Genomic DNA, 17,555 nt, shown 5'->3' on the forward strand with positions numbered 1-17,555 from the left:
ACCACTCCTAATATTTTATATTTCTACCGTAACTTTTGAATTCATATCATAAAAACCTACACTATCCTTTGAAGATACTACTGATATCGAACAGACATCATATAATCTGTGATAAACTGTAAAATCTCCATCTTTAAATCCCGTGCAACCAAGTGATAATAAATATTCCCCTCCCTGTAAATTCATTATCTGTTCAAATTCAACTTCTACTACGTCATTACTTTCAGGATTTTTAAAGTAAACTTCTTCAATCATTGTATTTGTACCTGTAATTTCATTTCCCTTAATATCCTTAATTGTAAAAGCAAATATAGGTTCCTGAATTTTTTTGTTGAATTTTACTTTCATTTTTATTCTAAAACTTTCATTCTTATTTACTGTATTTGTCAGGATATTATTTTCATCCAATATTCCAAAGTCGATTATTTCCGCATCTTTATTACCATATTCCAGTTTATTGGAATTTAAATTCATTTTAGATTTCCATGAAATTTTACTTTCAACATTTTTTTCTTTCTCTTTTTCGTTCTTAATTTCCTTATCAAATTGATTTACCAGTATTTTTTTATATGTATCTATTACTTTTTTAGGATTGCCTTCTTCTATAAAAGTACCTTTATTTAATAAAATAACCTTATCACAGTATTTTGAAACACTTTTCAAATCATGGCTTACAAAAATTATAGTCTTTCCCATATCTCTAAATTCCTGAAATTTTTTATAACATTTTGCCTGAAAAAATACATCCCCAACTGATAATGCTTCATCTACTATCAAAATTTCAGGATCAATATTAATTGCGACTGCAAAAGCAAGTCTTACAAACATTCCTGAAGAATAAGTTTTCACAGGTTGGTTTATAAATTCTCCTATATCTGCGAAATTAATAATATTCTCTAATTTATTATCTATTTCCTCTTTTGTATAACCCATCATTGTTCCGTTTAAATAAATATTCTCCATTCCGGTATATTCCAAATTAAATCCGGCCCCTAACTCCAGAAGAGCAGATATTTTACCTTTAACTTCCAGTTCTCCCGATGTCTGGTTTAATACTCCTGTAATAATTTTTAATATTGTTGATTTTCCTGACCCGTTCGTCCCTATTATACCTACTGATTCTCCTTCTTTCACATCAAAAGAAATATCTCTTAATGCATAATGCTCCCTATGATATTTCTTTTTTGTAATACTCAATGTTTCTTTTAATCTGTCAATCGGTCTATCATATAATTTATATATTTTTGTTAAATTTCTTACACTAATTGCTATTTTTGACATTTTTCTCCTTTCTCTTATAAAACATCAGCAAAATGTGGTTTTAATCTTTTGAAAATTATAGCTCCCATAAAAAACAGACTTAAACTTATAAGCCAGAAATATATTGTCTGTATCTGTTTTTCCCAAAACCATATATTATTAATAAAAGAATCTCTATATCCTTCAACAATATACAGCATCGGGTTAAGTTTTACAATCCACTGATATTTTTCAGGAATTATATTATAACTCCACATTATCGGAGTTGCCCATATACCAATTTGTAAAAATATATTTATGAGCTGTCCTAAATCTTTAAAAAACAAAATGATTGACGATGTTATATAAGATGTAGCCAAAATAATAAAAAATAGACAGAATAAATAATAAAACAGCTGCAACATATATACTGTAGGATACATTTTATAAATAAATGCGACTACAAATAAAAAAGTTATAAAGACTAATTGTATAAATAATGTTGAAATTATTTTTACAATCGGTAAAATACTTATTTTAAATACAACTTTTTTTACGAGGTAACTGTATTCATACATACTGTTAGTAGCACTATTTATTCCATCAGAATAAAAAAACCAAGGGATTAGACCTGCCATAAGCCACAAAACATAAGGTACTCCTTTTATAGGCGATCCGGCTCTCAGTCCATATTCAAAAACAAACCAATATACAATAATTGTTATAATAGGGTTTACAAATGCCCATATTATTCCCAAATATGAGCCTGCATATTTTGTTTTAAAGTCATTCTTAGCTAAATTTATAATTAATTTTCTATTATTCTTCAATTCTATTATTAAATAATATATATTTTTCAGTTTTTTAAAAATAGCATACAGTACAATATCAATTATGAAACAGAAAAATATTTTTAGAATTTGCTGAAAAATTACGTATCCTATTTTCTCAATATCCAAATATTTTATAATTACCGTGTTTGAAATTACTCCCATTAATAGAAACAATAACCCAAAAATTAATTTTTTTTTGCTCATATTTTCCCTTTCTGTTACTTATTTAACCTTTTAATAAAAGAAACAATCTTTTTTTCAGGTTTATTTTAAAATCTAAACTCAGAATAAATCTTGAAAATCTGCTTCTTTTTATGTCTGTTATTTTCAAATATTTATTTATTTCCTCTATTTTTTCTTTTTTCATTTTTTCTTTATATTTTTCTTTTATTTCTAAAATCAGTTTTCTGTCATTACTGTCAAAATATCTCTTTTTCAATATTTTTCTTAGGATATTTCCTTTTGCTCCTATTTTATTGTCTGTGTGTTGTCTGTATTTCATAAGACTTTTATCTATAAAAATTCTGTTTCCAAAAAATTCTGCGAGTAAATGAAAATATCTGTCATGCAATGTTACCGTTTTTAGAAAAGGCATACTGACTTCTTTCATCTTTTTATTAATCATGGCTGTAGACCCTTGAACTATATAGGAAAAAAAATATGAATTTGTTTCTTTTTCTCTTGCATTAAAAGAATTAATAAATTTTTGTTTCATAATTTTTAAATTTTTATCACAGACAAAAGAATTTGAATGAATTAATAAAGGCTTTTGTATTAAATTTTCATTTTTTTTCAAAATTTCAATATAATTCTTAATTTTATCTTTTTCCCAATAATCATCCTGGTCGCTGAACATTATAAATTCTTTATGGGAGCTCTTAAGTAATTCTTCAAAATTTTTAACAAATCCAAGATTTTCTTTTTTATCCCTTAATAATTTAATCCTGCTATCTTTTCTTTCATATTCTTCTATAATTGATACTGTATTATCTTTTGACTTATCATCTCTTATTAATAATGTCCAGTCGTTATAGCTTTGATTTATTATTGATTCTATCTGCTCTTTTAAATATTTTTCTCCATTATAGGTCGCCATTAATATTTCTACTTTGTATTCCACAAGGTTTATTCCCCTTTTATTAAATCTTTAAGGTATTTCCCATATTCCGTTTTCATCATAGGTTCTGCGAGTTTTTTAAGCTGTTCTTTATTTATCCAGCCCTTTGTATAGGCAATTTCTTCTATACAGGCAATATAAAATCCCTGTCTTTTCTGTATAGCTTCCACATAATTTGCAGCTTCAAGCAGGGCATCGTGAGTTCCTGTATCAAGCCATGCTACACCTCTACCAAGATTTTTGACATTAAGTTTACCTTCGGATAAGTACATTTCATTTACTGTAGTTATTTCTATCTCTCCCCGTGCAGAAGGTTTTACTTTTTTCGCCTTTTCAATAACTGTATTATCATAGAAATATAATCCCGGTATTGCATAATTTGATTTAGGTTCTTTTGGTTTTTCTTCTAATGAAACAGCTTTTCCATTTTCATCAAACTCCACTACTCCATAAGCTTTTGGATCTTTTACAGGATAACCGAATATTATTGCTCCTTTTTTCAATTTTGCCGCTTCTTCTACGAGTCCTGTAAATCCGCTTCCGTAAAAGATATTATCTCCAAGTATAAGGGCGACGTTGTCTTTTCCTATAAACTCTTCTCCTATTAAAAACGCTTCTGCAAGTCCGTTGGGTTTTTCCTGAACTTTATATTCAAGTTTTAATCCCAACCCACTTCCATCTTTAAGTAATTCTTTAAAAACAGGTAAATCCCTTTCCGTAGAAATTATGAGTATTTCCTTTATGTTTGCTAACATAAGAACAGATAAGGGATAATAAATCATAGGCTTATCATATATAGGCATAATCTGTTTTGAAATTGATTTTGTCAAGGGATAAAGTCTTGTTCCGCTTCCTCCTGCAAGAATAATTCCTTTCATTTTTCCTCCTCCGAAATTTCGTTTTATCAAATTTATTATTTCCCTTTTCCAAACAATACAATTTTTACCGTTTTTATTACAGTCAGAACATCCATTATTAGGTCTTGATTTTTAAGATAATATAAATCGTATTCCAGTTTTCTTTTAGCATCTTCTATACATTCTCCGTAAGGATACATAACTTGTGCCCAGCCTGTAATTCCGGGTTTTATCATATGTCTTAAGTTATAATAAGGGATTTTTTCTTTGTATTCTTCAACTAAAAGCTCCCATTCAGGTCTCGGTCCTACAAAACTCATCGTACCTTTTACAATACAGAAAAGTTGAGGCAATTCGTCTATTCTTGTTTTTCTTATGAATTTTCCGAATTTTGTAACTCTATCATCATTATCCATAGTGTATTTAGGATATTTTTCCATATCATGGATTTTCATGCTTCGGAATTTGTATATTTTAAACTTTTTCATATTTTCACCTATACGAACCTGCTTAAATATCACAGGCCCGGGCGACTCAATTTTTATGATTAAAGCGGTTATAATCCATATCGGAAATGTCAATATCATAAGAATAATTGCTATAATCAGATCAAGCCCTCTTTTTATATTTCTTTGGCTTTCATTGCTCAATATATCAAATCCGTTAGATTCCAAAAGCCATTCTTCATCTATCTTGTCTACATCTATTTTTCTTTGTATATTTTCATTAAATTCATCATAGCTCAATACTTTCATTCCGTTTATTTTCAAATCAAATATTCTTTTTAAATATTTTTTAAAACTTTCACTTTTTATATCTTTGACTATTACAAGAACATCTATTTCCCTTTCCTGTATTATTTTTTCCATATCATCGTATCTACCTATTAAATATTCAGTAGCTCTACTTTTATTGTCAGAAATGTAACCGATATACTGGTAATCGGGACTGTTTATCAAATCTTTCTGAACATTATTTTTAATATGATTTGAGCCGAAAATGAGTACATTCCGTTTTTTTACATATTTTAAACATACCAGTCTTCTGAATATCAAATCAAACATAAAAATTATCGCAAAAATCAGGAATATGTCCCAATCTCTTAAAAATACGAAAATTATAACAGAAAAAATAGCATTTATCCCGAGATTTATAAATACATCCTTATATCTAAATCTTTCGGCATAAAAATCCAGCTGTCCGAATACAAATTTAACAAAAATTAGAACCAAAAATACAAAGTTTATAAGATATCTTATAGTATAATCAAATTTCTGAAATAAAAAATTGTATAATAAATAAAGTAAAACTATATAAATCAATGATATTTTTGTATTTTTCTCAATTTTCATAAATTCCTCTTTTCAAGAAATTTTTATAAAATTATTTATAGAGATTATAACACTTTTTCTCTGTTTTTACAACTTGGAGTATTATTTTCATGTTTTTATATACAAACATATTATTTACAATTACACCCGTTTTTCTTATCTTTATGAACAATAATCCGCAAAGAACCTTTATATAATATGAATATATAAAATTTAACAATGAAAAATTTATATAATAGCTTATAATCCCTGTTTTTATTTAATTTCTTTTTTATTTCGTCGCTAAATTATTGATAATTATATAAAATTTATATTATTCAATTCTTTGATATTTTCCAAAATGAAAAAATCTAATTTTAGAATTTTCTTAAAAATTTATCTATATTTAAAAATCTTTTTTAAAACATATTTTATTATTTTGTTTTGAATTATTACAATGAACAGCCTGAATTTAAAATTACTCTTTTTTTCATAATTTTTTTCTAATATTTATTAATCATTTTAAAATTATAAATATAACTGGCTATTAAATATATTTTATATATTAATCTATTAAAAATATACTTTTATTTTTTCGTTTATCAAAACTTTTTTATTCAAAACTTTCTTATTTAAAAATTTTTTATTTTCAGAAATTCTTAAGTCGTATATCATAAATTTATTTACTTATCGATTGTATATAAATTAAAATCATCAAATTACAAGTTTTATAAAATTATTTAGAATATTTCGTCGATTTTTATTTCTTATATTGCTTTTTCGTTTGAAAAGAGTTATAATATACCTAATTCATTTAGTAAATTATTTATTACAGGAGGAAACATCAATGAAAAAATTATTATTATTAGGAGCTTTAATAAGCTCAGTTGCTATGGCAGCTAACACTGTTGAACTTAGAGCAGGTGCAGACTTATCTCATAGCGGAAAATTTAAAGGAGGATTCAGTGACGGAGCAGAATTGAACAAAAAATCTACAAAAAATGGTTTTGAACTTGCCGCTGAATACAGAACTTCCTTAACAGATGCTTGGGAATTTGGAGGAGGAATTGCCTACAAACACAACAAGTTAAATGAAGAAGGTTCTTTTGAGAAAAAAGGTATACATCAAGTTCCTTTATATTTAACTACAAGATATAATTTTAAAAACTCTTCAGAAGTAACTCCTTATGTTAAAGCTAATTTAGGATATTCTTTTAACTCAGGAAGCATGAAATGGAGAAATATTTTAGAAAGAGGAGAAGCTAAAATAAAAGGAGGACTATATACAGGTATCGGAACAGGTATACAATATAAAAACTTCGTAGTTGATTTATCTTACAACTGGAACTCAATGAGAGTTAATAGAACTGTTAATACAGGTTTTACACGTTATGAAGATAAATTCAACCTTAACCATGGAACTCTTACTTTAGGATTAGGATATTCATTCGGATTTTAATTAAAAAGATTTCTATATTTAAACTACTAACTGCCTTTGTTTCGTACAAAGGTAGTTTTTTATTTAATAAAATGATATAATACCTTTGTTTTAATTTAAATTATTTTTTATGGAGGTATATTTTGAAACCTGAAACTTTATACTTTTCATATTTCAGTCAGATACATTTATACAGTTTTATAGTATCTGCCGTAATATGTATAATACTCTTATTTATTCCGAAACTGTATAAAAATATAAATTTACAAAAATATTCTGTCTTTTTAGGTATTTTTATTTTACTTTTTAAGCTTCTGGACTCCGTATACAGGATAGTGTATCAATATGAGCCAGTTTACAATACGGTTCCTATCCATTTATGTAATTTTGCGGCTATAGCTGCTGGCATATTTTTAATTACAAGAAAAGGATTTTTCTTTAATCTGATGTATTTTCTAAGTTTCGGAGCGGCTTTTGCTTTGGTTTTACCGGGAGTAACCTATTATTATTATCCCGTGTATGTCTATATTTTTATGATTATGCACGCCCTTGAGTTTGTAGGAGTTATTTATGGATTTGTGTATTTGAAGGAAAAAATTACATTTAAAGGATTTATAGGTTCATGCGCAGTTTTATTAGGTCTGTTCTTATTTTCTTATTTTTATAATTTGAGATTTGGAACAAATGCCATGTTTTTAAACGATTATATCGCTCCAATGGTGAGTTTTATAAAACCTTTCGGTTTATATATTATCGTTTTGATTATAAGTATGTTATTTATTATGTTCTTGATGTATCTGCCTTTTTCTGAAAGATTTTCAAAAAAGAAAAGATTATAATTGAGTAGTCTAAAATTGAAATAATACAGTATCATTATTTTAATCGACGAAGATTTTTCAGTGATTCAGTTAAGCTGAAACTGGAAAGGTAAGTATTATTATTTGATTAAGACTATAAAAATTAAAAAATAATATTAAGATATATAATTTTGTGGAATATAATTTTGTTTCACGTGGAAAATGTGTTGATAAACTATGGAAATAGTGTTACAAAATAAAAGAAGTTCCCTAAACATAAGAAGTTTATAATGAAATTATGTAAAAAATATATTTATGAGTTCTTCAAAATTTAACAATAAAAAATATGATATGAGCAGTAGAAAAAATGAACTGTTTGAGCGAAAGCGAGTTTTCATTTTTTCAATAGTGAATGAATATTTTTTATGAGTGAAATTTTGTCAAATGAATAAATATATTTTTTATTATATTATATAATTTCTATAATGCATCTTTTTATCTTTATAAGGGAACTTCTTTTATTTTATCATTGCTATCAAAAGGGCAATATCGTTATAAGTAACACCGCTTATTCTGCTTGCCTGCCCTATTGTTTCCGGTTTCCCGTAAATAAGACCCGAAATTGCAATGTTACTCAATCCCTGTATTTTTTCATAGTCTATATTTTCAGGTATTTTCATTTTTTCAAGTTTTCTGAATTTTTCTATTTGGGCTTTTTCTCTTTCGATAAAAACATTGTATTTGGCATTTATTTCTACCTGCTCTTTTACAATAGGTCGTAATTTTTCAGTTTCAATAAACTCTGACAAATTATCGTAGTTTATTTCCTTTCTTGCGAGAAATTCAAAAGCTGAAACAGGATTATTTGCACTATTTTTAAAATTACTTTCTGAATTGCCTGCTGATATACTTTCTTTCTCATTTTTTTTATTAAATTCTATTCCTATTTTCTCAAGTTTTTCATTAGTTTCTTTTGTAGGATAAATAATTACTGCCTTCAATCTTTCTATTTCTCTGTCTATTTCATTTTTGGAATTTTCCAATTCTTTTATTTTTTCAGTCTTTAAAAGCCCTATTTCTTTAGATTTATCGAGTAATCTTATAAATATGTTATCCTGCCTCAAAGTCAGTCTGTACTCGGCTCTTGACGGTAATACTCTGTACGGTTCAGGCGTTTTTTTGTTTATTATATCATCTATAAGCACTCCTATATACCCTTCACTTCTGTCGATGATTATTTCCTTTTTACCTAAAATTTTTCTTGAGGCATTTACTCCGGCTATAAATCCCTGACATGCGGCTTCCTCATAACCGCTTGTCCCGTTTATAGTTCCTGCTGTATAAAGCCCTTTTATCACTTTTGTTTCTAAAGACAGGTTCAGTTGATGTGCAGGAATAAAGTTATACTCTACTGCATACCCGTATCTTACTATTCTTGCATTTTCAAGTCCTGTAATGGTCTTAAGCATGGCTTCCTGTGCAAAGGGAGGCATTGCTGTCGTAAATCCGTTTACATATATTTCATTGGATTCTATTGTTTCCTGTTCCAAAAATATTTGATGATTGCTCTTTTCAGGAAAATTCAATATTTTTCTATCCAGCGAAGGACAGTGTCTTGGTCCTTTCGTACTCACTATCCCTGTTACAATGGGCGAATATTTCAGCATTTCCTTTCCCACTTCTATTGTTTTTTCGGTTGTGAATGTAAGCCAAGTCGGCAAAGTGGCATTATATTCTTTTTGAGTGTCGTAGGAAAAATACCTTGGTTTTTCTTCACCTTTCAGTTCTTCCATTTTAGAAAAATCAATAGTTCTTTTGTCTATTCTGGGAGGAGTCGCAGTCTGGTATCTGTCCAGTTCAAATCCATATTCGGCAAGTCTGTCGGCTAAATCATCACTTGCAGGTTCACCCTGACGTCCTGCGGAATACTTTACATCTCCCATTATATAATTTCCGTTCAGAAATGTTCCTGTACATAGAATAACCGCCTTAGCTCCATATTTTACGCCGAGTTTGTCTTGCACACCCATTATTTTTTTATCTTTTATTATCAAATCGGTTACAATTCCCTGTATAATTTCAAGATTTGGTTCTTTTTCCACGACTTCTCTCATTTTTATTCTATACCAGTATTTATCAGCCTGTGCTCTTGTTATTCTGGAAGCCAGACCTTTGGTATGATTGAGATTTTTCAGCTGCAAATTCCAGTTGTCAATATGTCTTGCCATTTCTCCTCCGAGCATTCCCAATTCCGAAACAAGATGACTTTTTCCCGGTCCTCCTACTGACGGATTACAGGACATCATAGCTATATTATCCAGATAAATGGTAAAAAGTGCCGTTTTCAGCCCGTGTCTTGCTCCTGCAAGGGCAGCTTCCACTCCTGCATGCCCTGCTCCCACAACTATTATGTCATAATTTTTTTTCATTTTATTTTTCCTTGATTTTATTTTATATTGTTTTAAATTAAAAAATCTATTGTATAAAAATATTAAATAATTATACTCAAAATTTATTCAAAATCTTATAATAAAAAATATGAAATAAATAAATATTTTTTGTAAATAAAATTTCGTTAAAAAAATATAATTTCTTTGTATTTATTGTTATAAAATTTTTTATTTTTAAAATAATCTTTTCAGAATTATCTGTTTTACTTTTTCTATTTCTTCGTCGGTAAGCCGTCCCTGTATCTCAAATGAAGTCGATTTTTTACCTTTTTTGACAAATATTTTACTGTCATCGATATTCAGTGCCAGTTTCTTTATTTCCCTTTCTATATCGGAAATTTCCATTTGAGAAAGCCTTTCTATATTCTTTTCCATATTCTCAAAATTTGTCTGATTGAGATAATTGAAAATAGTATCGGACTTTCTTATATTTTTTATTTCATCAAGCTTTTCAAGAAGCTGTTCCGGATATTTTTCAACTCTTAAATATCTCGCAACCGTTCTTCTGGAAATTCCGTATTCCTGTGCTATCTGTTCCGAGTTTTTCTTTTTATTTCTGCTTTCTCTCCATATTTTCATAGAGATTTCCAATGTTGTCAAGTCTTCCCTCAACGTATTTTCATGGAGGGAAATTTTATCTAAAAGCTCATAGCTCGTATTTTCAGGAACTATTATCACATTATTTGTACCGACAGGATTAAAGTTTTTTATATTTTCATACCCGTAATACAATGCTGAAAGTCTTCTGAAACCTGACAAAATTTTATATTTTCCGTCTTTTTTTTCTATTATGTAGACAGGATTTATAAGCCCTATTTCATTTATGGATTCTGCCAAATTTTTTACTGCTTCGGTTTCCAATATCTTTTCAAAACTGATTTCTCTGTTTATAAATTCCCTGTCCGAAAAATCTATTTTTTTCAAAATTCTCTCATTTACTGAAGTTATTCCCGCACCTTCTATTTTAAGTATTTCCGTTCTTATATTATCATCTTCATCCAGCTGTTTTACAAATTTTTTCGTCTTTTCATTATTCAGATTTGAAAAAGGGTTTCTCTTTTCAAATATATTTTTTGATTTTTTTACCATTCCAGTCCCTCCCTTTCAAGCACTTCAAGAGCTAAATCTTCATAATCTCTGGCACCATTGGACATCGGAGCATAGTCAAATATATCCTGAGCATTTGCAGGAGCTTTTGCCAAGTCTACATTCTGTCTTATTACTGTTTTCATTATCGTACTTTTGAAATGTTCTTCCAGTTGCTCCTTTGAATCAACGGATAAACTTGTTCTTATATCATACTGGGTAAGTATAAGTCCTTTTACTTGCAATTTATCGTTCAAATCTTCTTTTATCTCATTTATCGTAGATATCAGAAGTCCTGCTCCTCTCAATTCAAAATATCCGGACCTCAACGTCAGATATATACTGTCTGCCGCAACTATGGCATTAAGGGTAAGTATGGACAATGACGGAGAAGTATCCATTATACACATATCAAATTCATCTTCCACTTCTTTTAAAATCTTTCTAAGTACGCTTTCCCTGTTTAACTGGGATGACAAATTTATATTTACCCTTTCACTCTCAAGGTTGCTCGGAACAAGGTAAAAATTTTCAGCTTGAGGAAGCTTTATTATCGCTTCTTTTATGTTTCTCTTCATAAGAGCATTGAAAATAGTACAGTCCACTTCATTAGGGTCTACTCCCAGAGCATCCGTCAGATTTCCTTGCGGGTCACAATCTATGACCAATATTCTTTTTCCTTTTTTGGCATAATAGGAAGCCAGATTATATGCCGTCGTCGTTTTTGCAACGCCGCCTTTATTATTTGCTATTACTATTTTTTTCATAATTTTTCCTCCTTATTTTCCTACACAGAAGTTTCCGAAAATATGCTCCAGTATATCTTCCGACGATATTTCCCCTGTTATTTCAGATAGAGAATCCAACGCTTCTTTTAAATCCACTGATATCAGATCCATAGGCATCCCTGTATCTATTGTTTCAAAAATATTTTTTACAGCTTCTTTTGTCTTTTCAAGGGCTGTTTTATGTCTTATATTTGTAATTATGAGCTTTTCCGAAGTATTTTCCACATCTTCTTCAACGATGTAGGAATAGATTTTATCTTCCATTTCTTCTATTCCTATATTGTCCTTTGCTGAAATCTCGACTATATTTTCGAGATTATAACTGCTCAAATCAAGTTTTCTTTCCAAATCTATTTTATTCAGAAGAACTATTGTTTTTTTATTATTTTCCTTTATTTTTTCGATGACTTCCATATCTTCTTTTTCAAGCTTTTCGGAAGCATCAAGGACGAGCAGTATCAAATCGGCTTTTTCTATAAGCTGTTTTGATTTTTCCACACCTATATTTTCGACTATATCGTCCGTTTTTCTTATTCCTGCCGTATCTGTAAGAACTAACGGAATACCTTTTATATTTATTATTTCTTCTATTATATCCCTTGTCGTCCCCGGTACATGAGTTACAATCGCTCTTTCTTCCCTCAATAGTGAATTCAGCAGAGTAGATTTTCCTACATTGGGTTTTCCTACAATTACCGTTTTTATCCCTTCTTTTATTTTTTTCCCTTTATCATAGGATTCTATCAGTAAATTTGCCTCTTCGTATACTTTTTCAAGATTTTTTCTCAGATTTTCTGGAAGAGGGTCATCTATACCTTCTTCAGGATAATCCAAAACTACATTTACATGAGCAGTAACATCAAGCAGAGATTTTTTAAAATTATTTATCTTATTTTTCAAATCTCCTCTCAGCTGATCTAAGGAAAGGGATATGCTCTTTTCGGTTTTTCCGTGAATTAAATCCATTACAGCTTCCGCCTGAGACAAGTCTATTCTCCCGTTCATGAAGGCTCTTTTTGTAAATTCTCCTTTTTCCGCGTGTCTTGCTCCATTTTTAAGAACTAATTCCAGAACTTTTTCCGTAACAAAATATCCTCCATGACAATTTATCTCTACAACATCTTCACAAGTATAAGTTTTTGGGGCTTTCATTCTTACAATCATAACTTCGTCTATTATTTTTCCTTTATCATGGATAAATCCGTAATTAAATTTATAAAAACCCAAATCTTTATTTGGGTTTTTCGTATTAAATATTTTGCTTAAAATTTCAAATGATTTATCTCCCGATATTCTTATTATACCTATTCCGCCTTCTCCTTTCGGGGTGGAAATAGCTGCTATCGTATCAAATAACATTGTTATACCTCATTTTTAATTTTAGTCTCTTGTTCTTTTTATTACAAGGTATCTTTTAGGCTCTTCTCCTACACTCTCCGTTTTTAGACCTTTTATATAGGAGATTTCTTCATGTATTATTTTTCTTTCTCTCGCCGACATAGGGTTCAGTTTAATATTTCTTCCCGTATCCAGAACCTTTTTACCTTTTTTTCTTGCCAGATCCCTCAATGATTCTTCCCTTTTCTTTTTATAATCATTGGAATCTATTACTACTTTCATATTTTTGAAATTTTTCACGGAACTCAGCAGATATTCTACACTGTTTAATGTACTTCCCTTTTCTCCGATCAAGTATCTTATATCTTTTCCGTCAACATTTACAATGTATCTTTCTCCGCTTTTTTCTATATTTACTATTTTTAAGTCCAATTTGGAATTTACTATAAATTCTTTCATAAAACTTCTGATTTTATCATAATTGGTATCATCGGACTTTATTTCTTTGGCTGTATTTTCAATATTTTCTGTATATTCAGCCGTAACTGTATTTTCAGCATTATTAAAATTATTATTTATTTTATTTCCTGAATTTTTTTTGTTATCAAATTTATTTTTTTCAAACTTTTCTTTTTTGAAATTTTCTTTGGAGCTTTTCTTATCTTTTCTTGTATCTTTTTTATTGTCTTTTTTCTCAAATTTATCAAAATTTCTTTTTTCATTTTTATTATTTTTATTATCGTTTCTTTCCAATTCAGATTTTTTAACAATTTCTATTTCATATATTCCTTTAAAATTTAAAAATAATATTTTTTTAGGTTCCTTAACAACATTTATTTTAAAAGTTTCATCACTTTCCAAAGTAAGAGTTCTTTTAATCATATTATCAAGTTCTTCTCTATTTTGGGCTTTCAATATTATTTTATCCATTTATCAGTCTCTTCCTTTCATTATAAAATATTGTTGAACGAGGGAAAGTACTCCGGAAACTAAATAATACAAAGTTACTCCCGAAGGCATATTATAAAAAATAAATAACATCATAATTGGCATTGTATAAAGCATTGACTGCATCTGATTGTTAGTTTCCTGTCCTTTTGTTTTGCCTGTCATCATTTTCTGCTGCGTATAAGTTACCAGTGTGTTTAAAACCGGCAGTAAATTGAAAGTGAATGTCCCTATTTTGAACAATGCATCAGGATGTTTCAAATGAAACCATAAAAATGTTGCGTCATTTGGTATGGCATCTCCGCTGAAAGCATAATATAAAGCTATAAATATCGGCATTTGAATCAATATAGGCAGACATCCGCTTAAAGGATTTACATTATTTTCTTTGTATATTTCGGCAGTTCTTTTTTGATATTCCTGCGGGTTGTCTTTGTATTTTTCTTTTATTTTATCTAATTCAGGCTGTAATTCTCTCATCTTTTTCATTGACTTTTCCTGCTTTAAAGTCAAAGGAAACATTAAAAGCCTCACTATTATTGTTACTATTATTATTGCTATTCCGTAATTTCCTACTATTCCGTTTATTCCTTTTAATACTGCGACAACCAGATTTTCAATCGCAGATATTCTAAGAAAGCCTCCTCTTGCTTTCGCCATTTTCCATTTCCTCCATTTTATATGTTATTTTAAAGGGTCATATCCGCCCTTATGAAAAGGATGACATTTTAATATCCTTTTTACACTTAAATATACTCCTTTTATTGCACCGTATTTTTCTATGGCCTGTCTTGAATATTCCGAACATGTCGGATAAAATCTGCACTTTCTTCCAAAAGCACCGGAAAAAAATTTCTGATATATTTTTATCAAAAACAAAAATATATGTTTCATTATTTTATCACCTTTAACATATCCTTTTCAATATCTTTATACTTTAAACTTCTTATATTTTCCTTTAAATTTGATTTTCCTACAAAAATATAATCCGTGTTTTCTTTTAGTTTTGTTCTGTTTAATTTTACAAATTCTTTAAAAAGTCTTTTTATCCTATTTCTTTGAACAGCTTTTCCCGTTTTTTTACTGGCTACAAAACCAAATCTCTGCTGATTGGTATTATTTTCTTTTATAAAAATAATAGCATACCTTGTGTATACTTTTTTAGAATTATTATATATAAAAGAAAACTCTCTGTTTTTCTTTATTCTTTCCGACTGCATAATTATACTCTTCTGTTCCGCATTTTTTAAAAACCCGGTGTCGTTTTTTAATCACCGGGTTATGCTGATAGTCTTGCTCTTCCTTTTTCTCTTCTTCTTTTTAGAACTTTTCTTCCACTTTTAGTTTTCATTCTTGATCTGAAGCCATGATCTTTTTTTCTTTTTCTTTTATTTGGCTGGTATGTTCTTTTAGTCATTTTTTTCCTTTCTGAAATTATATAATTATAATTCTCTTAATTTTTTAGCTGTTTACATAATATAATAAACAAAATTTACAAAAAAGTCAAGTAATATTTATTAAAAATTATTATTTTGGAATTATTTCGGAAATACAAATTTTAAAATTTTTTCTCTTTTTTTGACTTCTTTTTTCCTGAAACGAAATCTTAGGACTAAACTTCTTTCCACAAACTGTGTAAAATATTATAGTTTATAATATTTACTGCTATTACTGCTTATTTATATTTTCTTTTGCATTATCGTATTTCGTTTTACTATGTACAGGAAATATTGCTTTTAGTAACGACTTTGTATAAGGATGACAGGCTTTTTCAGAAATCTGTCCTCCTCTGATGACTTCTACTACATCACCATGATACATAACGGCTATTTCATGGGCAAAAGATTCTATCAAAGCTATATCGTGGCAAATAAAAATCATAGTTATATTTTTTTCTTTTTGTAATCTTACGAGCAATTCCACTATTTTTTTCTGAATGGATACATCAAGAGCGGAAGTCGCTTCATCACATATAATTATTTCAGGTTTTAAAGAAATAGCCCTTGCAATTCCTAATCTCTGTCTTTGTCCTCCACTCATATTTTGAGGATATTTTGTTACAAATTCTTCAGGTAAATCAACCATTTTTAATAATTCTACAGCTTTTTCCTTTCTTTCAGACCTTTTCAGTCGATTATAATTCATAAGAGGTTCCGTAAGTATCTGCATAACATTCATCTTAGGATTGAAAGCTGACCATGGATCCTGAAAGACTATCTGTATATTTTGTCTGTTTTCCCAGATTTGTTTTTTTGTAAATTTACTTATGTCCTTTCCATGATAGAGGATCTCACCCGAAGTGGGACTTTCCGAATCCATGAGCATATTTGCAAGTGTTGTTTTTCCCGAGCCTGATTCTCCGACTATTCCCAATGTTTTTCCTTTATAAATTTTTAGATTTACATTGTTACAGGCTGCTACTTTTTTATTATTTGATTTTTCATAAATCTTCGTAAGATTTTTAGTCTCAAGAATTATATCTTTATCACTGAATTTATCATCAGACAAGTCTTTCACCTCCAATTTCAGGAACAGCTTCCAGAAGTTTTTTTGTATAATCACTTTGAGGATTATTTATTACCGAATCTTTATCTCCTTTATCGACTATTTTTCCATTTTGCATAACTATTATTTTATCGGAAATATATGCTGCAACTCCGAGATTATGAGTTACTATAATTATGGATGTATCAAATGTCTTTCTTAAGTCCATTATCTCTTTGACTATCTGTGCCTGCGTTATCACATCGAGAGCACTTGTCGGCTCATCTGCAAGTATTATTTTAGGGTGAAAAGTCAATGCCATAGCTATTCCGACTCTCTGTTTCATTCCTCCCGACAGCTGGTGAGGATAACTTTTCATAATAATATCGGAATCAGGCAGATTTACTCTAAAAAGCATATCTTTTGCTTTTTTTTCAGCTTCTTTAATTGACAAATCCGAATGAGTCCGAATATACTCAACAAACTGCTTTCCTATTTTTCTTATCGGATTTAGAGTCCCTCCCGAATCTTGAGAAATCATCGTTATTTCTGTTCCTCTAATTTCTCTCCATTGGTTGATGTTTTTCCTGAGCAGGGATTCTCCATTATAGACAATGTCTCCCGAAATTATTTTTCCATTATTTGCCAATAATCCTAAAATAGAAGAAAGAACGGTAGATTTTCCGCTACCGCTTTCTCCTACTATTGTTATTATTTCACCTTTATTTAATGATAAAGAAAAATTTTCAACTACCGGAAGTTTATCTCCGTACTGAATTGTCAAATTTTCTATCTTCAGCATAAATACTCCCTCGCATAACATAAAATATTTATTCATATTTTTTATTTATAATTTTTCTTATTATTTAT

At 29.1% G+C, this 17,555-nt stretch carries 18 protein-coding genes; 2 read left to right on the forward strand and 16 right to left on the reverse strand.

Going from position 1 to position 17,555, the window contains the following annotated elements:
* Positions 1-15: 15 nt before the first annotated feature.
* Genes ACO5J6_RS06695 through ACO5J6_RS06715 form a run of 5 tightly spaced genes read right to left on the reverse strand, consistent with a single transcriptional unit; the run spans position 16 to position 5,398 of the window.
* Positions 16-1,281 carry an ABC transporter ATP-binding protein gene (locus ACO5J6_RS06695; RefSeq protein ID WP_485642917.1) on the reverse strand — a complete coding sequence of 422 codons (1,266 nt, stop codon included), beginning with the start codon at positions 1,279-1,281 and terminating at the stop codon, positions 16-18.
* Between the two features lie 14 nt (positions 1,282-1,295).
* Positions 1,296-2,276: an ABC transporter permease gene (locus ACO5J6_RS06700; protein WP_485642918.1), complete on the reverse strand. Its 981-nt coding sequence runs from the start codon at positions 2,274-2,276 to the stop codon at positions 1,296-1,298.
* 22 nt (positions 2,277-2,298) lie between these two features.
* Positions 2,299-3,192, reverse strand: a complete 894-nt coding sequence (locus ACO5J6_RS06705) for a glycosyltransferase family 2 protein (RefSeq protein ID WP_485642920.1) — start codon at positions 3,190-3,192, stop codon at positions 2,299-2,301.
* Between the two features lie 5 nt (positions 3,193-3,197).
* Positions 3,198-4,067, reverse strand: coding sequence for a glucose-1-phosphate thymidylyltransferase RfbA (gene rfbA / locus ACO5J6_RS06710; protein WP_485642922.1), 870 nt, complete (start codon positions 4,065-4,067; stop codon positions 3,198-3,200).
* Positions 4,068-4,102: 35 nt separating this feature from the next.
* On the reverse strand, positions 4,103-5,398 hold the full coding sequence (locus ACO5J6_RS06715; protein WP_485642924.1) for an exopolysaccharide biosynthesis polyprenyl glycosylphosphotransferase: 1,296 nt from the start codon (positions 5,396-5,398) through the stop codon (positions 4,103-4,105).
* Positions 5,399-6,203: 805 nt separating this feature from the next.
* On the opposite strand from ACO5J6_RS06715, the gene ACO5J6_RS06720 reads away from it, so the two are divergent.
* Together ACO5J6_RS06720 and ACO5J6_RS06725 are read left to right on the forward strand one after the other, a co-directional pair.
* Entirely contained in the window at positions 6,204-6,815 is a 612-nt protein-coding gene (locus ACO5J6_RS06720) for an outer membrane beta-barrel protein (RefSeq protein ID WP_485642925.1), read from the forward strand.
* A gap of 122 nt (positions 6,816-6,937) precedes the next feature.
* On the forward strand, positions 6,938-7,633 hold the full coding sequence (locus tag ACO5J6_RS06725; RefSeq protein ID WP_485642927.1) for a TMEM164-related integral membrane acyltransferase: 696 nt from the start codon (positions 6,938-6,940) through the stop codon (positions 7,631-7,633).
* A gap of 476 nt (positions 7,634-8,109) precedes the next feature.
* On the opposite strand, the gene mnmG is transcribed toward ACO5J6_RS06725, so the two are convergent.
* The 11 genes from mnmG to ACO5J6_RS06780 form a co-directional block, all read right to left on the reverse strand.
* A complete protein-coding gene (gene mnmG, locus ACO5J6_RS06730) occupies positions 8,110-10,020 on the reverse strand; it encodes a tRNA uridine-5-carboxymethylaminomethyl(34) synthesis enzyme MnmG (RefSeq protein WP_485642928.1) in 1,911 nt (636 codons plus the stop codon).
* A 195-nt stretch (positions 10,021-10,215) separates the two neighbouring features.
* Positions 10,216-11,130, reverse strand: coding sequence for a ParB/RepB/Spo0J family partition protein (locus tag ACO5J6_RS06735; RefSeq protein WP_485642930.1), 915 nt, complete (start codon positions 11,128-11,130; stop codon positions 10,216-10,218).
* A complete protein-coding gene (locus tag ACO5J6_RS06740) occupies positions 11,124-11,894 on the reverse strand; it encodes a ParA family protein (RefSeq protein WP_485642932.1) in 771 nt (256 codons plus the stop codon). Before ACO5J6_RS06740 ends, ACO5J6_RS06735 begins: the two co-directional genes overlap by 7 nt.
* Positions 11,895-11,906: 12 nt before the next feature.
* Complete coding sequence (gene mnmE / locus ACO5J6_RS06745; RefSeq protein WP_485642934.1) at positions 11,907-13,274, reverse strand: tRNA uridine-5-carboxymethylaminomethyl(34) synthesis GTPase MnmE; 1,368 nt, start codon at positions 13,272-13,274, stop codon at positions 11,907-11,909.
* Positions 13,275-13,295: 21 nt separating this feature from the next.
* The gene (locus ACO5J6_RS06750; protein WP_485642936.1) at positions 13,296-14,183 is read right to left on the reverse strand and encodes a Jag family protein; all 888 of its coding nucleotides are present in this window, start codon (positions 14,181-14,183) and stop codon (positions 13,296-13,298) included.
* A 3-nt stretch (positions 14,184-14,186) separates the two neighbouring features.
* Positions 14,187-14,861 carry a YidC/Oxa1 family membrane protein insertase gene (locus ACO5J6_RS06755; RefSeq protein WP_485642937.1) on the reverse strand — a complete coding sequence of 225 codons (675 nt, stop codon included), beginning with the start codon at positions 14,859-14,861 and terminating at the stop codon, positions 14,187-14,189.
* 24 nt (positions 14,862-14,885) lie between these two features.
* Positions 14,886-15,095, reverse strand: coding sequence for a membrane protein insertion efficiency factor YidD (gene yidD / locus ACO5J6_RS06760; protein WP_485642939.1), 210 nt, complete (start codon positions 15,093-15,095; stop codon positions 14,886-14,888).
* Positions 15,095-15,421 (reverse strand): ribonuclease P protein component, encoded by a 327-nt coding sequence (gene rnpA, locus ACO5J6_RS06765; protein WP_485642941.1) that lies wholly within the window; start codon positions 15,419-15,421, stop codon positions 15,095-15,097. The genes yidD and rnpA overlap by 1 nt, the downstream gene beginning before the upstream one ends.
* A gap of 59 nt (positions 15,422-15,480) precedes the next feature.
* Complete coding sequence (rpmH, locus tag ACO5J6_RS06770) at positions 15,481-15,618, reverse strand: 50S ribosomal protein L34 (RefSeq protein WP_485642942.1); 138 nt, start codon at positions 15,616-15,618, stop codon at positions 15,481-15,483.
* Between the two features lie 251 nt (positions 15,619-15,869).
* Complete coding sequence (locus ACO5J6_RS06775) at positions 15,870-16,763, reverse strand: ABC transporter ATP-binding protein (RefSeq protein WP_485642943.1); 894 nt, start codon at positions 16,761-16,763, stop codon at positions 15,870-15,872.
* Positions 16,702-17,487: an ABC transporter ATP-binding protein gene (locus ACO5J6_RS06780; RefSeq protein WP_485642944.1), complete on the reverse strand. Its 786-nt coding sequence runs from the start codon at positions 17,485-17,487 to the stop codon at positions 16,702-16,704. The genes ACO5J6_RS06775 and ACO5J6_RS06780 overlap by 62 nt, the downstream gene beginning before the upstream one ends.
* Positions 17,488-17,555: the final 68 nt, after the last annotated feature.

Source organism: Pseudoleptotrichia sp., from assembly GCF_057270515.1.

Coding starts and splice junctions, on each gene's coding strand:
- ACO5J6_RS06780 (WP_485642944.1), bottom strand. CDS start 17,487: ATGCTGAAGATAGAAAATTTGACAATTCAGTACGGAGATAAACTTCCG.
- rfbA (WP_485642922.1), bottom strand. CDS start 4,067: ATGAAAGGAATTATTCTTGCAGGAGGAAGCGGAACAAGACTTTATCCC.
- rnpA (WP_485642941.1), bottom strand. CDS start 15,421: ATGCAGTCGGAAAGAATAAAGAAAAACAGAGAGTTTTCTTTTATATAT.
- ACO5J6_RS06695 (WP_485642917.1), bottom strand. CDS start 1,281: ATGTCAAAAATAGCAATTAGTGTAAGAAATTTAACAAAAATATATAAA.
- ACO5J6_RS06720 (WP_485642925.1), top strand. CDS start 6,204: ATGAAAAAATTATTATTATTAGGAGCTTTAATAAGCTCAGTTGCTATG.
- mnmE (WP_485642934.1), bottom strand. CDS start 13,274: ATGTTATTTGATACGATAGCAGCTATTTCCACCCCGAAAGGAGAAGGC.
- rpmH (WP_485642942.1), bottom strand. CDS start 15,618: ATGACTAAAAGAACATACCAGCCAAATAAAAGAAAAAGAAAAAAAGAT.
- ACO5J6_RS06700 (WP_485642918.1), bottom strand. CDS start 2,276: ATGAGCAAAAAAAAATTAATTTTTGGGTTATTGTTTCTATTAATGGGA.
- mnmG (WP_485642928.1), bottom strand. CDS start 10,020: ATGAAAAAAAATTATGACATAATAGTTGTGGGAGCAGGGCATGCAGGA.
- ACO5J6_RS06740 (WP_485642932.1), bottom strand. CDS start 11,894: ATGAAAAAAATAGTAATAGCAAATAATAAAGGCGGCGTTGCAAAAACG.
- ACO5J6_RS06735 (WP_485642930.1), bottom strand. CDS start 11,130: ATGGTAAAAAAATCAAAAAATATATTTGAAAAGAGAAACCCTTTTTCA.
- ACO5J6_RS06750 (WP_485642936.1), bottom strand. CDS start 14,183: ATGGATAAAATAATATTGAAAGCCCAAAATAGAGAAGAACTTGATAAT.
- yidD (WP_485642939.1), bottom strand. CDS start 15,095: ATGAAACATATATTTTTGTTTTTGATAAAAATATATCAGAAATTTTTT.
- ACO5J6_RS06755 (WP_485642937.1), bottom strand. CDS start 14,861: ATGGCGAAAGCAAGAGGAGGCTTTCTTAGAATATCTGCGATTGAAAAT.
- ACO5J6_RS06715 (WP_485642924.1), bottom strand. CDS start 5,398: ATGAAAATTGAGAAAAATACAAAAATATCATTGATTTATATAGTTTTA.